The sequence below is a fragment of the Streptomyces sp. NPDC088147 genome (assembly GCF_044741565.1).
GTDB lineage: Bacteria > Actinomycetota > Actinomycetes > Streptomycetales > Streptomycetaceae > Streptomyces.
The window spans coordinates 949,291-967,541 of sequence record NZ_JBIUSY010000001.1 but is presented as its reverse complement, the minus strand read 5'-3'; the positions used below and the strand labels follow the sequence as shown (position 1 = coordinate 967,541).

At 70.8% G+C, this 18,251-nt stretch carries 15 protein-coding genes; 5 read left to right on the top strand and 10 right to left on the bottom strand.

Going from position 1 to position 18,251, the window contains the following annotated elements; translation table 11 throughout:
* Positions 1–109: 109 nt before the first annotated feature.
* Positions 110–1,033, bottom strand: a complete 924-nt coding sequence (locus ACIOGX_RS03400; RefSeq protein ID WP_356509475.1) for an RNA polymerase sigma-70 factor — start codon at positions 1,031–1,033, stop codon at positions 110–112.
* Between the two features lie 34 nt (positions 1,034–1,067).
* Positions 1,068–1,541, bottom strand: coding sequence for a carboxymuconolactone decarboxylase family protein (locus ACIOGX_RS03395; protein WP_401909883.1), 474 nt, complete (start codon positions 1,539–1,541; stop codon positions 1,068–1,070).
* A 256-nt stretch (positions 1,542–1,797) separates the two neighbouring features.
* Here ACIOGX_RS03395 and ACIOGX_RS03390 point away from each other — a divergent pair, with 256 nt between their 5' ends.
* Positions 1,798–2,844, top strand: a complete 1,047-nt coding sequence (locus ACIOGX_RS03390; RefSeq protein WP_401909880.1) for a hypothetical protein — start codon at positions 1,798–1,800, stop codon at positions 2,842–2,844.
* A gap of 171 nt (positions 2,845–3,015) precedes the next feature.
* On the opposite strand, the gene ACIOGX_RS03385 is transcribed toward ACIOGX_RS03390, so the two are convergent.
* Entirely contained in the window at positions 3,016–4,515 is a 1,500-nt protein-coding gene (locus tag ACIOGX_RS03385) for a phosphoesterase (protein ID WP_383968729.1), read from the bottom strand.
* A gap of 280 nt (positions 4,516–4,795) precedes the next feature.
* On the opposite strand from ACIOGX_RS03385, the gene ACIOGX_RS03380 reads away from it, so the two are divergent.
* Positions 4,796–5,836 (top strand): NlpC/P60 family protein, encoded by a 1,041-nt coding sequence (locus ACIOGX_RS03380; RefSeq protein ID WP_356509483.1) that lies wholly within the window; start codon positions 4,796–4,798, stop codon positions 5,834–5,836.
* A gap of 126 nt (positions 5,837–5,962) precedes the next feature.
* On the opposite strand, the gene ACIOGX_RS03375 is transcribed toward ACIOGX_RS03380, so the two are convergent.
* The 4 genes from ACIOGX_RS03375 to ACIOGX_RS03360 form a co-directional block, all read right to left on the bottom strand.
* Positions 5,963–6,865 (bottom strand): M56 family metallopeptidase, encoded by a 903-nt coding sequence (locus ACIOGX_RS03375; protein WP_401909876.1) that lies wholly within the window; start codon positions 6,863–6,865, stop codon positions 5,963–5,965.
* A complete protein-coding gene (locus ACIOGX_RS03370; protein ID WP_129767620.1) occupies positions 6,862–7,227 on the bottom strand; it encodes a BlaI/MecI/CopY family transcriptional regulator in 366 nt (121 codons plus the stop codon). Before ACIOGX_RS03370 ends, ACIOGX_RS03375 begins: the two co-directional genes overlap by 4 nt.
* A 127-nt stretch (positions 7,228–7,354) precedes the next feature.
* The gene (locus ACIOGX_RS03365; protein WP_401909873.1) at positions 7,355–8,404 is read right to left on the bottom strand and encodes a sodium:calcium antiporter; all 1,050 of its coding nucleotides are present in this window, start codon (positions 8,402–8,404) and stop codon (positions 7,355–7,357) included.
* A 215-nt stretch (positions 8,405–8,619) separates the two neighbouring features.
* Complete coding sequence (locus ACIOGX_RS03360) at positions 8,620–9,513, bottom strand: MBL fold metallo-hydrolase (RefSeq protein WP_401909870.1); 894 nt, start codon at positions 9,511–9,513, stop codon at positions 8,620–8,622.
* Between the two features lie 116 nt (positions 9,514–9,629).
* On the opposite strand from ACIOGX_RS03360, the gene ACIOGX_RS03355 reads away from it, so the two are divergent.
* Positions 9,630–10,499 carry a LysR substrate-binding domain-containing protein gene (locus tag ACIOGX_RS03355; protein WP_401909867.1) on the top strand — a complete coding sequence of 290 codons (870 nt, stop codon included), beginning with the start codon at positions 9,630–9,632 and terminating at the stop codon, positions 10,497–10,499.
* A gap of 39 nt (positions 10,500–10,538) precedes the next feature.
* A complete protein-coding gene (locus tag ACIOGX_RS03350; RefSeq protein WP_356509891.1) occupies positions 10,539–10,727 on the top strand; it encodes a hypothetical protein in 189 nt (62 codons plus the stop codon).
* Positions 10,728–10,778: 51 nt separating this feature from the next.
* Here ACIOGX_RS03350 and ACIOGX_RS03345 read toward each other — a convergent pair whose 3' ends face one another.
* Together ACIOGX_RS03345 and ACIOGX_RS03340 are read right to left on the bottom strand one after the other, a co-directional pair.
* Positions 10,779–13,103 carry an FdhF/YdeP family oxidoreductase gene (locus ACIOGX_RS03345; RefSeq protein ID WP_356509495.1) on the bottom strand — a complete coding sequence of 775 codons (2,325 nt, stop codon included), beginning with the start codon at positions 13,101–13,103 and terminating at the stop codon, positions 10,779–10,781.
* Positions 13,104–13,267: 164 nt separating this feature from the next.
* On the bottom strand, positions 13,268–13,780 hold the full coding sequence (locus ACIOGX_RS03340) for an SRPBCC family protein (protein WP_401909864.1): 513 nt from the start codon (positions 13,778–13,780) through the stop codon (positions 13,268–13,270).
* 248 nt (positions 13,781–14,028) lie between these two features.
* Between ACIOGX_RS03340 and ACIOGX_RS03335 the strand changes: the two genes are divergently transcribed.
* On the top strand, positions 14,029–16,791 hold the full coding sequence (locus ACIOGX_RS03335) for an ABC transporter substrate-binding protein (protein WP_384765253.1): 2,763 nt from the start codon (positions 14,029–14,031) through the stop codon (positions 16,789–16,791).
* A 120-nt stretch (positions 16,792–16,911) separates the two neighbouring features.
* On the opposite strand, the gene ACIOGX_RS03330 is transcribed toward ACIOGX_RS03335, so the two are convergent.
* Positions 16,912–18,186: an SGNH/GDSL hydrolase family protein gene (locus tag ACIOGX_RS03330; RefSeq protein ID WP_401910524.1), complete on the bottom strand. Its 1,275-nt coding sequence runs from the start codon at positions 18,184–18,186 to the stop codon at positions 16,912–16,914.
* Positions 18,187–18,251 lie beyond the last annotated feature (65 nt).

Sequence of the window (18,251 nt, the reverse complement as noted above, 5' to 3'; positions counted from 1 at the left end):
AACGAGCCCGCGCGGCACGGTCTGTGGAATGACCCCTCGTCCCCGGGCACACGGCGGTAGGCTCGCGCGCGGGCCCGCCGCTCCGTGCCGAACAGCGGCACTCCCGAGGTCAGTTCGGCTGCCGGCGGACCCGCTTCACCTCCCGGTCGACGGCCCAGGCGTCGGCGACCGGCCCGATGTGGCCGATCTTGTCGGGATTGATCACCGCCCGGACGGTCTGAATCTGTCCGTCGAGGACATCGAGGACCAGGACATGGAGCACCTTGCCGTCCCGGTCGCGGAAGATCGCACCGGGCTGGCCGTTGATCTCGCGCGGCTCGAACGACACGTCGATCCGGATCAGCCAGGGGAAGACCGTGCCCAGCACCCGGGCCACGTTCTCCGCGCCCATGACGGCCTTGGCCAGCTGCGGGGCCTTCCCGCCGCCGTCCCCGACCATCCGCACATCGGCGGCCAGCAGCTCCCGCAGCCCGCCCACATCGCCGTCCTTGAGCGCGTCGAAGAACCGCGTCGCCAGCTCCCGCCGCTCCTGGCGGTCCGCCGCGAACCTCGGCCGCCCGGCCTCCATGTGCCGCCGCGCCCGCACCAGCAGCTGCCTGCACGCCGCCTCGGAACGCCCCACCGACACGGCGATCTCGTCGAACCCGAAGGCGAACACCTCCCGCAGGACGAACACCGCCCGCTCCAGCGGGCTGAGCCGCTCCAGGAGCAGCAGCGCCGCCATCGACACCGAGTCGGCCAGCTCCACCGCACGCGCCGGATCCTCGTACGGATCACTCAGCAGCGGCTCGGGAAACCACGGCCCGACATACTCCTCCCGCCGCACCCGCGCGGAACGCAGTACATCGATCGAGATCCGCGTCACCGCGGCCGACAGAAAGGCCTTGGCCGACGTGGGCCGGGTCGCCGAGCCGTCGAAGCGCAGCCAGGTCTCCTGTACCGCGTCCTCGGCCTCACCCACACTGCCCAGAATCCGGTACGCGATCGAGAACAGCAGCGGCCGCAGCTCCGCGAACTCCTCGACCTTGCTCACGTCGTGTCCCCTTTCCCCGAAGCGCCGATGCCGTTCAGTGGAGCTGTCCCGGCCGGTAGTCGCCGGCCGGCTGCCGCGTGATGATGTTCAGCCGGTTCACCGTGTTCATGAAGGAGACCAGGATCACCAGGGCGGTGAGCTGCTCCTCGTCGTAGTGCTCGGCGGCGGACGCCCACACCTCGTCGCCGACCCCGCCGGCCGCGTCCGCGACCCTGGTCCCCTCCTCCGCCAGCTCCAGCGCGGCACGCTCGGCGCCGGTGAAGACCGTGGCCTCCCGCCAGGCCGCGACCAGGTTCAGCCGCAGCGAGGTCTCGCCGGCGGCCGCGGCGTCCTTGGTGTGCATGTCGACGCAGACGGCGCAGCCGTTGATCTGACTCACGCGAAGCGCCACCAGTTCCTGTGTGGCGGCGGGCAGCGACGAGTCCTTGAGCGCCTTGCCGATCGACATGAAGTGCTTGACGGTCCTGCCGGCGGTCGGGTCGGCGAGGTAGTTCAGTCGCGCGTCCATGGTGTGTTCCTCCGTGGTTGTGTGTTGCTACACCCCTGAGACGAGGCAGCCCGATCCCCTGTGACACGGCCGTGTGTGACCTGCGTCTCCCTGCCCGGCCGGGCCGTGTCCCGCGGCTCCGGCGCGTGGCCGTAGCCTGGTGACCGGATTGAGCAGGGGCACGACAAGCCCCTCGCGGGGCCGGGGAACGGGGACTGGTGTGGGGTCGGGCGTGGCGCGTACGGCATGGGTTCGGTGGACGGCGTGGACGGCGGGGGTGCTGGCCCTTGTACTGCTGGCGGCCTGGATCTGGTGGCGGGAGAGCGACACCGGGGACCGCCGGCGGTTCGAGGAGACCATGAAGACCTTCTGCGGGGGCCTCCTGGCCCATGAGAAAAGCTCTCTGTTCGAGGGCCTTCAGCCCCACACGTCCCTGGCGAACGACCGTGCCGTCGCGCGCGACGCCCAGTACTGCCAGGTGAACCGGACGGAGGTGACCGTGGCGCTGCTCAGGGCCGAGGACAACGAGTTCCGGGACTGGGAGGAGGTCCTGCCGTCCTTCGGCGGCAGCCTGCTGCCCGTGCCGTTGACCGGTGGCTGGCGCGGGGCGGCCGACGGCGGTTCGGTCCGGGTCCTGCTCCCTTGCCGGGGGACCGACGACGTCGTCGCCGTCACGACCGGCTCGTACCTCTCCATGACCTCCTCCGAGGAGGACACGGAGCGCCGGGCGCGGAAGGACGGATGGCTCGACGGTGACCTGTACTGGGCGCGGTTCGCCACCGCGACGGCCGTCAAGGCTTCGGCGCGATGGGGCTGCGACGCCGAGAAGGGCGACGCCGTCCGGTCGCTGCCCGCGGTCCGGGGCGATTCCACGTCGACGACGTCGGCGAAGGGCACCTGCGCGGGTCTGCCGTTCGGCCGCGACGAGCGGCTGGACACGGTGTGGGAGACCGGGACCAGCGCCGCCGCCGTGTACGAGAGGTGCGAGGTCGGGGCCTACCACTACTTCGACGAGCGTTATCAGTTCACCGCCCGCTTCGGCCCGTACGCGTGGAAGGCGCGGGGCGATTCCCGTGACGGGAGCCTGGGCGAGTCGCGCGAGGCGGCCGGAGCGGACTCGCGCGGACAGTGGGCCAGTGCTCGCTGTCCCGGTCATTCCGGGCGGGCCCTGTTCACGGGACACGTGCCGGTCGAGGCGGCCACCGTGTGGCTGCCCGGCGAGAAGGGCGAGGAGACCTTCGGGCTGCCCGCGTTCCGGGAGTTCGCGGAGCGGTCGGCGAAGCGGCACGGCTGCACGGATCTGCGCCTGCCACCGGCCGGCTGAAGCGCTGTCGCGTGCCACCGCGGGCTGAAGCGCCGTAACCATCCACGCACGGTCCGGGGCGCGTTCGTCGCGCCCCGGACCGGCAGGCATCAGACGTGGGCATCCGGAGCCGGGGGACGGGGCTCTACCCGTGTCGGCGCGGCATACCGCACATGATCGCCGGGACGGGCCTCAGCGAACCTGGACGAAGACGGGGTTCGAGTAGAACCACAGGTCGTCCCAGGGGCTCTCCTTCCCGTCGGCGAGCGGCTCGGCCTCGTCCGTGCTCGTGCCGCGCACACGGGCGTAGAGGTCGCCCTCCACGTTCCGCAGGGTGTGCCGGATGACGTAGTCCCTCCCCTGCTTGTGCCAGTCGCGGGGGCCGAAGCGGGCGACGACCTTCGTGGTCGGGTTGGTGTCGGTGTCGAGGGTGGGGCTCGGACCGGTGATCTGACCCACGATCAGGTCGACGCGCCGGACCTCCGGCCGGTCGCCGTTGGCGTTCTTGCCCTCCTGCGGCCGGAACGTGATCTCGATCTCGACGTCGGTGCGGTTGCGGCTGCTCACGGTGAGGGTCTCGCCGACACCGGCGTCGCGACCGCGGTTGCTCGCGCTGACGTCGAGACTGGTGATCAGATCCCCGGTCCCGACCCAGATCCGCCCGTTGCGCAGTCCGTCCATGATGTCGGCGTAGTCCTGCCGGGCCAGCACATGGGTCTTGCTGTACTCGCCCGGCCAGAAGTCCGAGCCGCCGCGCGTCCAGTGCACGTGCGAGTCCGACGTCGCGGTGATCCACCAGCGCCGGCCCTCGCCGAGCAGCGCGTCCCAGAGGCCGCCGACGCGCGCCGTCATCTGGTCGAAGCCGCCGTGGGTGGGGTAGCTCCCGTAACCGCCGCGCGCGCCGCCGTTGAGCGGGCCGGCCTGGTGGCCGGGAGCGCCCTCGAAGCCGACGTAGATCTCCGGTGCGGCGTTGTTGCCGTTGCGGAACTCCCGCGGGGTGTCCTGCCCGTAGACGCCGAGACCGGTCGCCGAGCGCGAGGCGTGGTGGGCGATGACCAGCGGCTTGCGCCGCATGTCCTTCGCGGCCTTCAGGAACTCGATCATCTTGGGCTCGGTGTCACGGCCGCTGTCGGTGGGGAACGCGTCGAACTTGGCGAAGCGGCTCTCCAGCTCGAACAGCTGCTGTGCCTCGTCACTGTGGTGAGGGATCATCAGCGTGTGGTGGTCCAGAGCCGGTGCGTCGAACTCCATCCCCCAGAACTGCAGGACCCCGGGCACGAGTACGCGTGAGCGCAGCAGGTCGGGATAGGCCTGCTCCAGGTTCACCTTCGAGTGCGTCGGCCCGCCGTGGTCGGTGCACATCACCCAGCTCAGGCCGAAGTGCTTGGCCATGATGGCGTTGGTGACGATCGGGTAGACGGCGTCGGCGCCCTTGTGGAACGTAGGCGGGTTCGTCGTGGTGTCGAACTCGCCGCTGTACTCCGAGTGCACATGGTGATCGCCGGCCCGCCACGCGCGGCGGGAGTCGCCCGGCTTCCCGTGCTCGCGGTCGTCGTCGTCATGTGCCCACGCCTGGCCGGCGCCCACCAGCGGGCTCGCGGCCGCCAGTGTCGCCCCGACACCGGCGAACTTGACCAGTCGTCGCCGCGAGAGCGCCGCGGACTCGGGATCTTCGCTGTTTCTGTCCTTCACGATGGAGCCTCTCTTCAACAGCTCTGCGGGGGGCGATCACTGAGTCTCGGAGAGCAAACCGAACGCTGCATGAACAAAGGCGGGGAGTACGGCTAACAACGAACTCGTCTGGTACTAAACCTTTAAGTGGATTAGTGTTCGGGTCTGGCCTTCGTACGGTCGATCACCCGCAGGGGGTGGCGGCGGAGGCGCCGCCGGATCCGCCATGCCCGGGTGGAGCCGGAGGACAGCTGCGTTTGTTCCTCCGGTGGCGGGCTGTGGAAGAAGGAGCTCGCCTCTCGTGGCGTCCCACCGTCGTCCCAAGCAGTCGAACCACACCTACGCGACCGTTCTCTCGGTGACAGCCGCGGCCGCCGTCGCGGTGTCGACGCAGTCGGCCTCCGCCGACCCGCTGCCGGACCCGAACAAGAAGGGGGTACAGGCGCAGATCGACCGCCTGTACGAGGAGGCGACCCAGGCCACCGAGAAGTACAACGGGGCGAAGGAGAAGGCCGACGGACTCCAGAAGCAGGTCGACGATCTCCAGGACGCCGCCGCCCGCAAGCAGGCGGACCTCAACGAGTTCCGCGACCACCTCGGCTCGGTGGCCACCGCGCAGTACCGCAGCGGTGGCCTCGACCCGTCGCTCCAGCTCTTCCTCTCGGCCGATCCTGACGCCTACCTGGACAAGGTGTCCGACCTCGACCGGCTCAGCGCACAACAGGCGGGCACGCTGGAGCGGTTCCTGGGACAGCAGCGTGAACTGAGCCAGCAGCGCAGCCAGGCCGCGACCAAGCTCCAGGACCTCAAGGACACCCGCAAGGAACTCGGCAGCAAGAAGAAGACGATCCAGGGCAAGCTGGCGGAGGCGCAGCGGCTCCTCAACACGCTGTCGGCCGAGGAACGGGACAAGCGGGAAGCCGAGCAGGAACGGGCCAACCGGTCGAGCGACCGGGTCGACCTCGGCAACGAGGCCAGCGCGTCCCAGCGGACCGCCTCCGCGTTCAGCGCGGCCAAGAGCCGTGTCGGTCTGCCGTACGTCTGGGGAGCGGCCGGGCCGAACTCCTTCGACTGTTCGGGGCTGACGTCATGGGCGTTCCGCCAGGCGGGGGTGTCCATACCCCGCACCTCCCAGGCCCAGGCCAACGTTGGCACGCGCATCAATTCGCTGAGCGCCCTCAAGCCGGGCGATCTCATCATCATGCGCACCGACCTGAGCCATGTGGGCTTCTACGCGGGCAACGGCCAGATCCTGCATTCGCCCAAGCCGGGGGCCCAGGTGCGGTACGAGTCGATCGCGCGGAGCGGTATGCCGTTCATGTGGGGCGTACGCATCAGCTGAGAGCCCCGCCGCGAGGGGCCCGGCCGTGGGCGAGGCCCGCCGCACGACGGCGGACCGTACGAGAACCGGGCCCGCGTGTTCTCGGCCCATGCCGTCTCGTGCCCGCGTCGTCTCGGGCCGCGTGTCTCAGCCCAGTCCGGGAGGACACGCGACGAGAAGGGGCAGCAGCGGTGTCATGACGGCGGTCACGGCCATGACACCGCGGAGTGCCGGGTGAGCGCACCGCTTCCGCGCCAGGATCCGCCGGAGCCGGACGAGTGCCGTGGGGCCGCCCGCGGACAGTGCGCCCCGAGGGGCGGCGCTTCCCGACGCCATCTCGAACATGGCGGTCGCAAGCACCCCGTGCGGGTACCTGCGCAGAGCCCGGTCGTCGGCGGCCATCTCCAGCAGGAGTGGTATCTGCTCACGGAGATGCCGGGCCAGCGGCAGTCCGCGAAAGACCGTGGCGAAGGACTGGGCGGCGACCAGCACCAGGTGGTGGCGGCAGGCGATATGAGCCCGTTCGTGTTCCACCACAGCGCCCAGTTGCGCCGTGGAGAGCAGCTCGACGGCCCTCGTGCTCAGAACGATCCTGGGGCGGCGGCCCGGCAGACAGTAAGCGGCCGGTACGCCGTGCTCGATCACCGTGGCGCGCAGCCCCGCCGACGGGCGGCCGACCTTGTCCAGGATCCTGCGATGACCGTTGCGTGCCCGGCGTGCGCGCAGCGCGTGGAAGGCGAAACTCGCCGCGAGGGCGGTCACCACCGCCGCCGAGGCCGCGATGCCGAGACGCTCCACCGTGCCCCCGCCGGGCGAATCGATCCCCAGGGCCACCCGGCACGAGTAGAGAATGCCGTGCAGATGCGCCTTCGGGGTGGCGAGATGGAGCGCGACGAGGGCGACGCACAGGGAGAAGGAGACCGCGAACGCGGTCCACACCGTCGCGGCGAGCGCGGGGGACCGGTGTGTCCAACCGCTCCGCAGCATCACACGCGGGGCGACCCAGCCGACCGCGGCCGCGTAACCGATGAGGGCGAAAGCGGCGTTCATTCGGCGGGACGGCCGACGGTCCTGAGCGCCTCGCGCAACGCGGCCACTTCCTCGTCCGTCATCCGCTCGACGAAGTACGCGAGCGCGGCCGGCCGGTCCTGGCTGGCTCCCAACGCGTCCTCCATGAGGGCCGCGGAGTACGCCTCCCGGCTGCGCACCGGCGTGTAGAGCCAGGCGCGGCCCTGCTTCTCGCGGGTCAGCCACCCCTTGTTGTAGAGGATCGTGGCCACGGTCATCACGGTCGAATAGGCGGCCGGGCGGCGGGTGTTGATGTCGTCGACGACTTCACGGACCGTGGCGGGTCTGTCCCACTTCCACAGGCAGTCCAAGATCTCGGCTTCCAGCTCCCCCAGCCACCGCATGCCCCGCGTCCTCTCCGTCACCGCGTCCGTGCCACCGCGCCAACGGACATGGTAGACGTCACCGATCGGCGTCGGAGACGTACGGGAACCGGCACCGGCCGCCTCGACAGCCGCCACGGCGGTGTGTTCAGGAGAGGATCGGGACGAGCCCGGCGGCGAAGACGAGGTAGAAGCCCGCGGTGACGGAGAGGCGGGCGGGTGTGAGTCTGCGGGCGCGCATGGTCAGCAGCAGGTAGACGATCGCCGCCATGGTGATCAGCCCGGACCACAACAGCGCACCGTCGAACATCCAGGTGGTGAAGAGCAGGCCCAGACCGCTCGGCACCGTCGCCTGGATCATCATGGCGCCGGAGATATTGGCCAGTGCGAGCTGGGTCTTGCCCTGCCGCACCCAGATGACCGCGTTCATGATCTCCGGGAGCTCCGTCGCGATGGGCGAGAGCAGGAGCGCCGTCACCGCCGACGACAGCCCGAGCATCGGGCCGATGGCGTCCAGCTGCTTCACGAACAGCTGCGACGCGAAGAAGATCACGGCGAGTGTGGCCAGGGTCTGGGCCAGCACCGCCCAGGTGGCCGGGGAGGCGGCCCCGGGCCGGAACTTCAGCGGCTCCAGCTCCTCGTCCTGCCCGCCGCCCGCCTCCCGTCCGCCGCGCAGCTCCCGCCAGAAGTACACGGCGTACGCGGCGAAGAACAGAAACCCCAGGGCGGGCTTGAAGGTGAAGGCGACCAGACCGAGCGCGACCTTCACGGCGAAGATCGGCAGAAACCACTTCTGGTCCTTGGCCAGCCGCTTCATGTCCTTCGCGTCGCCCAGCGCCTCGCCGTCCGGGCCGCTCGGCGGCATACCGGTGTCGGCCAGGGCCTGCCGGCGTTCCCCGCGGCGCTTGAGGAGCAGCATCGTGCCGGTGACGCCGTAGGCGACGGTGGCCAGCGCGAGAGGGCCGCCCATCGCCGCCCCGACACCGATGTCCTTGGCCTCCTCGGTGGCGCCGGTGGTCACCGCCACCAGGGTGACCACCGACTCGGGCAGGGCGGTGCCGAACGCGGCCAGGATCGTGCCGACCGCCATCTTCCCGACGTTCAGGCGTGCGCCCAGCCACTCCACCGCGTTGACGAACCACTCACACGAGAGATAGATCGCCACCGCGCACACGATGAGCAGTACGAAATGGATCACGGGTATCGTCCGGCTTTCCCGCACCGGCGGGGCTTCGAGTCGATCGGCACGAGGAGCGGCGGAACGGCTTCGACCCCGCCGGCGCGCTGTTGTACGTCGTCGGCATCGGGCCGAAGGTCTCGCCCGCCCGCATCCTCACCAGAGACGGGCCCGGCCACCGGGAACCCGGGCGCTCCCGTGTGTCGACCCGTGTGCCGACGACCGGTGGTGCCGTGTCACGCGGGGTGCTCGGAGCAGAGGCAGCCCACGCCCTTCTCGATCCACTCCCGGCCCTCCCAGTCCGGATGGCGCTCGATCATCAGCGCCGCGATCTCGGCGGCGATCGTCTCCTCACCGGCCGCGGAGTCGCGCCGGAGCCACGTCTCGTCACGCAGGAGCCGCAGGTAGTCGCGTACGTCCGTGAGCAGTTGGGGGCCGCCGACATCGCCGTGGCCGGGCACCACGATCCCCGCGCCCTCGGCCGCCAGCCGTCCCATCACACTCAGCCAGCGGGTGCCCGAGACGTCGGTGTCATACGGCGGGAACCACGGGAAGATGGCGAACTGACCGGCCTCCACGAGGTCCCCCGTGAACAGGACATCCGCGTCCGGCACCCTGACCACCTGGTCGCCCCTGCTGTGCGCCCGGCCCGTGGCGCGCAGCTGTACCACCCGGCCCCCCAGGTCCAGATCGTACGACTCGTCGTAGACGACGTCCGGCTGTGCCAGTGCCACTCCCTCCAGCCGGCGCGCGACCGACTCGCCGAGCCCCCTGAACATGTCGAGATAGCCGGGGCCTTTCACCTTCAGATCCTCGGCCTGGGCCCGGTTGATCAGGAACGTCGCCTCACCGGCGAAAACCTGCGCACCGAACGCGTGCTCGGGATGAAAGTGCGTCGTGGTGAGGAAGAGCCGACGCCCTCCGGCGTAGTCGGCGGCGAACTCCAGCACCTTCTCCGCATTGCCCGGCCCCATCCCCGTCTCGACGACCAGCACGGCGTCCCGGCCGCCGATGACGCCGATGTTCGGCACGAGCTGGACTCGCCGATTCGGGATGACCACCAGGTCATCGGCCAGTTCCCGCACGTCCGTGAGGTGGACGGCAGGGTCCGGAATGGTGTGTTCGGCCATCGTTGGCTCCTTGGGCTCGCTGACGGTCACGCGAGGTCCCAGTCCAGCGCGGAGCTGCCGGAGGCGTCCAACACCGGTTCCGGCCCCCCGATACCGCACGGGTATCGTCGCCGCTGATGGACTTGCGGACGCTGCGCTACTTCGTGACGGTCGCCGAAGAGCTGCACTTCGGCCGGGCCGCCGCGCGCCTTCACATGACCCAGCCACCGCTGAGCCGCGCCATCCAGCGGCTGGAGACCGACCTCGGCTGCGCCCTGCTGGTCCGTTCGCCCACCGGTGTCGCGCTCACCACCGCCGGGGCCGTGCTCCATGACGAGGCACGCACCCTGCTGGACCGGGCCGAACGCGTACGTGCGCGCGTGACGGCCGCCGCGGGCGCCGCCACCCTCACCGTCGGGACCCTCGCCGACAGCGCCGAGCAGGCCGGCACACGACTGGCCGCGGCGTACCGGCAACGCCACCCCGCCGTCCGCGTCCGGATCCGCGAGACCGATCTGACCGACCCGACCGCCGGACTGCGCGCCGGCCTCGTGGACGTGGCCCTGACCCGGGCACCCTTCGACGACACCGGCATCGCCGTCCGCGTCCTGCGCTCCGACCCCGTCGGTGTGGTCCTGCGCGCCGACGATCCGCTCGCCGGCCGCGAGAGCCTGCGCCGGGACGAGCTGGCGGACCGGCGCTGGTTCCGGCTGCCCGAAGGGACCGATCCCGCCTGGCGGGCCTTCTGGAGCGGCCCCCCGGCCGCCGCGCGAGGCGACGGCCCGGTCGTGCGGACCGCGCAGGAATGCCTCCAGTCCATCCTGTGGGACGGCACCGTCGGCCTGGCACCGCTCGGCCACACCTTTCCCGAGGGCCTCACCTCCGTCCCGCTGACCGACATGCCGTCCAGCGACCTCGTCATCGCCTGGAACAGCACCGGCACCAGCCCGCTCATCCGCTCCTTCGTCCGTATCGCGGCGGCCGTCTACGGGCCGGCCACGACCTGAGAGGATGGCGCGGACCGCAACTGAAGGAGGGGGATGAACATGCTCGTGCTCGTCCTGTCGGGTGTCCTCGTACTCGCCGTCGGAGGGTGCGTCTGCGTCGTGTGGGCGGCCCGGGGCGGCCCGCGCTGGGTGCGCGTGGTGGCCGCCGCGACCCGGGCGGCGGGCGAACTCGTGAGCCGGGCGGGGCAGAGGAAGCGTTCCATCGGGAGTTCGAGCGCGGACGAATAGCCTCTGTCCCACCGGAGTTCGGCGGTTCCGATGACACGTCGTACCCGGCGTTCACGCGGACGAACGGGGCGCGGCCGCCTGCTGGGGCGAGGGTTCGAGGCGGATGACGATCCCTTTGGACGTGGGGGTGTTGCTGATCTCCGCCACGCTGTCCAGGGGCACCAGGACATTCGTCTCCGGGTAGTACGCGGCGGCGCATCCCCGCGCCGTCGGGTACGCGACGAGGCGGAAACCGTCCGCGCGCCGGTCGACGCTGTCGTGCCACACGCCGACGAGATCGACCTGAGCGCCGTCGGTGAGCCCGAGCGCCCGGATGTCGGCCGGGTTGACGAGCACGACGCGTCTGGATCCGTGGATTCCGCGATAGCGGTCGTTCAGCGTGTACGGGATGGTGTTCCACTGGTCGTGGGAGCGCAGCGTCTGGAGGAGCAGATGCCCGTCGGGGACGTGCGGCATCCGGAACTCGTTCGCGGTGAAGATCGCCTTGCCGCTCGGGGTCGGGAACACCCCTTCGTTCACCGGGTTGGGGAGGACGAACCCGCCGGGCTTGACCACGCGCTCGTTGAAGTTCTCGAACCCCGGGACGACACGGGCGATCCGCTGCCGGATGAGGTGGTAGTCGGCCTCGAACCTGTCCCAGGGCACGTCCACCGTGTCGCCGAGGGTACGCCGGGCGAGCTGGCACAGGATGGCCACCTCGCTGAGCAGCGTGCTGGAGGCGGGTTCGAGGTGCCCGTACGAGGCGTGCACCTGACTCATCGAGTCCTCGACGGTGACGAACTGCTCGCCGCCCGCCTGCCTGTCCTTCTCGCTCCGGCCCAACGTCGGGAGAATGAGCGCGATCTCCCCGCAGACGGTGTGTGAGCGGTTCAGCTTGGTCGAGATGTGCGCCGTGAGCCGGCACCGGCGCATCGCGCGCTCCGTGACCCCGCTGTCGGGCGTCGCCCGTACGAAGTTGCCGGCCAGACCGAGGAAGAGCCTGGCGCGGCCGTCGAGCATGGCCCGGATGGAATTCACCGTGTCCCAGCCGTGCTTGGCCGGCGGGGTGAACGAGAATTCGCGGCCCAGCGCGTCCATGAACTCCTTCGGCATCTGCTCCCAGATGCCCATGGTGCGGTCTCCCTGGACATTGCTGTGCCCGCGCACCGGGCACACGCCCGCGCGGGGGGTGCCGATGTTCCCGCGCAGCATCAGGAAATTGACGATCTCCCGGATCGTGGGGACGCCGTACTTCTGCTGGGTCAGGCCCATCGCCCAGCAGACGACGATCCGTTCGCTGCCCAGTACCAGGTCGCGCAACTGCTCGATCTCCGCGCGCGCCAGTCCGGTGGCCGTGTGGACGTCCTTCCACGACAACTGCCGCAGATGGGCGGCGAACTCGGTGAAGCCGCTGGTGTGGTTCTCGATGAACTCGTGGTCGAGCACCGTACCCGGACGGGCGTCCTCGGCTTCGAGCAGCAGCAGATTCAGCGCCTGGAAGAGGGCGAGATCGCCACCGACCCGGATATGGAGGAACTGATCGGCGATCTGGGTGCCCCGGCCGATCACCCCGCGCGGCCGCTGCGGGTACTTGAACCGGATCAGACCGGCCTCGTACAGCGGATTCACCGCGACGATACGCCCGCCGTTGCGCTTGGTCTCCTCCAGCGCGGTGAGCATGCGCGGGTGATTGCTGCCCGGGTTCTGGCCCACCAGGAACACCAGGTCCGAGTGGTGGATGTCCCGGAGGCTCACATCCCCCTTGCCGATGCCCAGAGTCTCCTTCAGCGCGGCACCGCTCGACTCGTGGCACATGTTGGAACAGTCGGGCAGATTGTTGGTCCCGAAGGCCCGCGCGAACAGCTGGAGCACGAACGCCGCCTCGTTGCCGGCCCTCCCCGAGGTGTAGAACACGGCCTCGTCCGGGGAGTTCAGCTGCCGCAGCTCATCGGCGAGCAGATCCAGCGCCTCGCTCCAGGTCACCGGTTCGTAGTGGTCGGAGCCGGCGCGCTTCACCATGGGCTCGGTGAGCCGGCCCTGCTGGTTGAGCCACTGATCCGACTTCCCGGCCAGCTCACTGATCGCATACCGCTCGAAGAACGGGGCGGTGATCCGGCGCGACGTGGCCTCGTCGTTGACGTGTTTGGCGCCGTTCTCGCAGTACTCGTTCCGCTTACGGTGCCCCGGCGCGGGATCCGGCCACGCGCAGCCCGGACAGTCGAAACCCTGGCTCTGGTTGATGTTCAGCAGGGTCAGGGCGGTGCGCCGCGGCGAGGTCTGCTCCAGCGAGTACTCCATCGCGTGCACGACCGCGGGCACACCCGTCGCCCAGGTCTTCGGCGGCGTGATGCGCGGCTTGTCGCCGCCGGGGTCGTCGACCGGTGGTTTCCTCGACACAAGTCTCAGCCTTTCGTTCGGTACGCACATCAGGTCCACGCCCACATCGGGTCCACGCCCACATCGGGTCCACGCCCACATCGGGTCCACGCGCACATCGGGTGCGCACGCACATCACACGCATGCGCACATCAGACGCACGCGCACATCAGGTCCGCGCACATTCAGCCCGTGGGCCAGGTGGGAACCCGCGGCGCTTCCTCGGCGGGATCCGGCCGCACCCGTCCGGACCGGATCTCGCCCCGCCAGCTGCCGGTCTCCCGTCCGTGAGCCTCGATGAACTCCTTGAAGGACTCCATCCCCCGGTGGACCCGGCCCCGCGCGAGGTGGAGGGCGCTTCCGGTCTTCTCGATCACTCCGCACGCTTCGAGGTCCAGCCGCAGGTTGACCCGCGTGCGCTCGGGGCCGAGGGACTCGAAGGTGACCGTGCCCTCGTGCCGGGGCTCGGTCAGCGTGCGCCAGGTCAGACACTCGTCGAGCCGCTGCTCCACGATCTCCACATCGAACTCATGGGTGACCGCACCGGCCCGGGTGACCCAGTGCGCCAGTGTGCGCTGGGGCTGATCGATGCGCTCCACCCCTTCCAGGAAGCGGGGGAAGCTCTCGAACTGTGTCCACTGGTTGTAGGCGATCCGGACGGGAACATCGACGTCGATCGACTTCTCGATCATGTTCATACTGACCTTCTCCGTAAGGTTTTTCCATTAGATAACGGTATATAACGGCACGCATGTTGTCGGCGGCACCCGGTCAGGCCGCGATCTCCCCGCGGTCCCCCGCGGTCCCCCGCGGTCCCCCGCGGTCCCTCCGTGATCCCTCCGTGGTTCTTCCATGGCCCCGCCGCTCCGTCCGGCGCGGCGGGCTTGCGCTGAGCGGCTCGGGCGAATAGACCCTTGTTCCTCAGGGGGAACGAGGGGGCCCGTTCATGACCGCAGGGGATCCGCACAGCCGTATTCCGGCGTATCCGGGCGTTGAACGTTTTGTCGACGCGTTCGACAAACTGGTGGTGCAGCCGCGGCGCAGCCGCAGCAGAGTGCCGGTCGTCCTGCTCAGCGAGCCGGGCGGCGGCGACGCGGGACGCCGGATCGTGGCGGGGCTCCGCTCACGGATGCGCGGCCGCAGCGAGGTGCTGGCCCCGCACGCGTACATCCCGCGGATCCCGGACGGAGCCGACCGGCCGCCGCTCGAACTCTTCGAGCATCTGACCCTCCAGCTCGCCGAGACCATGCCGCCCGGCACCGGTGAACTCCGGCCGCACAGCTACCGATTACTGCGCTCCGTCGTCACCGCGCCGGCCATCGAGGGGCTCATGGAGCGCCGCCACGCCGAGCTGCGCAACCACTGCTACGCGGAGCACCGCAACTGGTCCCGTACCGCACAGAGCCTGTGGTGGCTCGGCGGCCGTGACCAGGCCAGCGGCGGCACCCTGCTCGAACTGCTGTGGAACTTCATCGCGGGCCCGCTCTTCCAGCGGCTGCCGCGCGCCGTCTTCGGCTGGCGCGCCAACCGCCGCATGCTCGGGCGGGCCCGCAGCCGCAGCTGGTACGCGGAGTGGGTGCGCCGCCAGCACGGCAGTCCGCCCACCGACTTCTTCCGCTCCGCGCTCGACCTCGTACACGGCGAGCCCGCCCAGGAGCCGGAGCGCATGGACCGGGTGCTCATGCACGCCCTGCTCGCCGACCTCGACCAGGCGTGCCGGGCCCGTCTCCTCAACCCCTGGCGGCGGCGCCGCACCTCCCGGTTCGTGCTGCTCTTCGACGAGGCCGGGCCGGCCGACTCGCGTGCCCAGCGGTTTCTGCGTGAACTCCGCTCCGCCATGGAGGACTTGCGCTGCACCTCGGTCTTCGCGGTGGCGGGCGGCGTACGCTCGCTGGCCTCGCGCATCCCCGACATCGACGCGACGGGGCTCGCCCACGCCGGTGCCGAGCTGATCAACATCGAGCGGCGCGGGATGACACCGGGGCAGCCGACCGGCATCGTCGTGCCGGTGGACGAGGGGCCCGAGGACGACCAGGCCGCGGTGTACTGGCTCGGCCGCTGGCCCACACTGGTCACACCGTCCCCGCGCTGGGGTCCCGGCGCCGAGGTGGCGGGAGTGCTGAGCATCGGAGCGCTCGCGCTGACACTGGCGGCCGGTCTCGTCCTCGTACCGGACTTCGCGAGCCGCGAGCCGGACGACCCCTGCCAGGGCTCCACCTTCCTCGGCACGGACGGACAGTGCGTCGGCGTCGCGGACGGCGCCTCAGGCTTCGGCGGGGCCCCCGGTGAGCAGGCCGTACAGGCCGTCCTCCAGCAGATCGAGCGGCAGAACGAGGAGGTCGACTCGGCGCTCGAAGGCCGGGCCGCCGACGACCCGCGCCCCGGTCGCCGTACCGTCGTCTACTTCGGCCCGCTCACCGGCGGCGAGGACGCCGAGGACCCGGTGCGCGGCGGCACCCTGGCGGAGCTGCGCGGCATCGCGCTGGCACAGCGGCACATCAACGCCCAGGCGCTGCGGTCCGGCGAGCGTGTCCCGCTGCGGGTGCTCGCCGCCAACGCGGGCGACCGTTTCAAGGACGCCCCCGCCGTCGCCGACCGGATCGCCCAGCTCGCCGCGCGTGATCCGTCCATCGCGGGTGTGGTGGGCTTCGGGCAGAGCCGCCGCAACACGTACGACGCGATCCGTACCCTCGACGCGGCCGGCATCCCGATGGTCGGCACCTCGGGCACCGCCGACGAACTGCTCCGCCAGGGCGAGCACTACTACCAGATGGCGCCCACCGACGCGCGGGCCGCCGAGCTGATGGCGGCGTTCGCCTCGAACGCCGGGATGACCGCGGGCGGACGCACCGCACGCCGGGTGGCGCTCGTCGCCGACGCGACCGACGCCTACAGCAACAGTCTCGCCGCGTCCTTCCGCACCTCGTACGGGCCGGGGCGCACCGATGTACTCCTCTACACCCCCACCGACGCGCCGGAGCCGGGAGCGGTGCCCGGCGCGCTGGGCGGTCGGTCCGTACCGACCGTGGAGGATCTGGCCCGCGAGGTCTGCCGGTCCCTGCGGGAGGAGCCGAGGACCGCGGTGGTGTGGTCCGCGCGGGGCAGCCAGTTACAGCTGTTCCTCACCGAGATCGCCCGGCTCTCCGGCGACTGCCCGGAGATCAGTGTGCTCGGCGGCGACGATGTCACCACCGCGCTGACGGAGGACCGGCGCCTCTTGGACGACTTCAAGGGCCTCACCCTCTTCTACGCCTCGCACGGCTACGCCCCCGCGCAGGCGGAACGGAGCCCGGAGGCCGCCGCCTTCCTCACCGCGTACGACCGTGTGTACGGCCGCGACCACAGCGCCGCGACGCGAGCCATGCGCGGGGACGGCCATGTCGCCCTCGCCTGGGACGCGTTGCGCTATCTCGCCGAAGGCGTCGACCAGGCCTGGCGGACCACCGGCGGACGTGACGGCCGGCTGGACCGCACACTGCTGCAAGGTGTGCTCTACCAGGGTCTGGGCGACGGCGGTTTCGACGGGGCCACCGGCAGGATCGACGCCCATGGCGCGGCGGGCGGGGGACGGCTGACGGACGACAAACTGCTCGCGGTGCTGCGCGGCACCGACGACGAGCCGGTGACCGAGCTGCTGTGCGGCACGGTGGCGCGCGGCGACCGGCGCACGACCTGGGGGCCGGAGGGCAAGGAGCACCCCTGCCCGTAACCGGCCCCCGGCCCATATCCGGCCCCTGCCTGTGACCGGACCCCTGCCTGTGACCGGTCCCCTGCCCGCATCCGGTCCCCGGCTCGTGGCCCAGGCCCCCCGCGGTCAACGGCTCGCGGCTCAGCGAGCGCAGTGCAGAGCGGACAGATCGACGGCGTCGGCCATCGCCTGCATCCCCTTGTCGTTCGGATGGAGATGGTCGCCGCCGTCGAAGAACGGCATGATCCGCTGCTGGTCGTAGGGGTTGCGCGTGATCCTGTCGAAGTCCGTCACGGCGTCGAACGCGCCGCTGTTCCTGATCCAGTCGTTGACACCCCGGCGTACGGCCTCGCTCTCGGCGTCGTACTCGTACCAGCCCTTGAACGGCATGACGGTCGCCCCGACGACACACTTCCCCGCGGCGTGCGCGCGGTCGATGATCTGCCGGTATCCGGCGGTCAGATCGTCCACCGTGACACCGGAGTGCGCCTTGATGTCATTGATGCCCTCGAACAGGAAGACCGTACTGACCCCGGGGAGGGAGAGCACATCACGCTCCAGCCTGTTCAGCGCGGACTCCCCGGCCCCGTCCGCGAGTACCTTGTTGCCGGAGATGCCCTCGTTCGCGACCCCCTTCACCCGGCTGCCGGGAGTGGCCCGGAGCCGCTGGGACAGATAGTCGGGCCAACGGCGGTTCCGGTCCGTGGAGGAGGCCCATCCGTCGGTGATGGAGTCCCCGAGGGTCACCACCGCGCCGGTCCGCGCGGACGTCTCCACACTGACGGCGTCCAGCCAGTACCAGGAGCCCGTCGGATCCGTCCAGTTGGCCGCGCTCTCCTCCGCGGCGTGATCACCGGCGGCGGCGTAGTTGGTCTGCATGGCCATGCCGTGACCGGTCGTCGGCCCCCGCGCACCCGTCACATACAGACTCACGACCAGATCGCTTCCGGCGGCCAGTCCCCCCGGCAGGGCATCACTGAACACGGTCTCACCGGCCGGTACGGTGACGGACGCGGCGCCGCCGAACGTCAGCCGCCGGTTGGAGCCGCGGACCAGCTCGGCCCCCTGCTTCCGCAGCCCCGCGTAGGCGCTCGCGAAGGTGACCGGGTGGTCGCCGAAGGCGTTGGAGAGCCGGATACGCGGGTCCGTACCGCCGACGCTGGTGCGGACGATCAGCCGGTAGCTGCGGTCGGCGGGGCCGGCGCCCTGCCGCTCCGCACTGGCGCCCCAGGTGACCACGGTGTGCGTGCTCCGTCCGGCGGCGTGTGCCGCTCGCGCGGCTTGCGCCGACGACCCCGACCCTGACCCCGCAGACCCCGACCCCGCCGCCTGAGCCGGCCCCGACCCCTGAGCCGATCCCGCCGTCTGGGCCGCCCGCGCCGCCGGGACGGCGGTCGGCGCGCCGCAGACCGCCATGACCAGCGCGCACACGACACCCACCGCGCGGCGCCCGGCAGCGGACCGTACCCACCGGCCCCCCG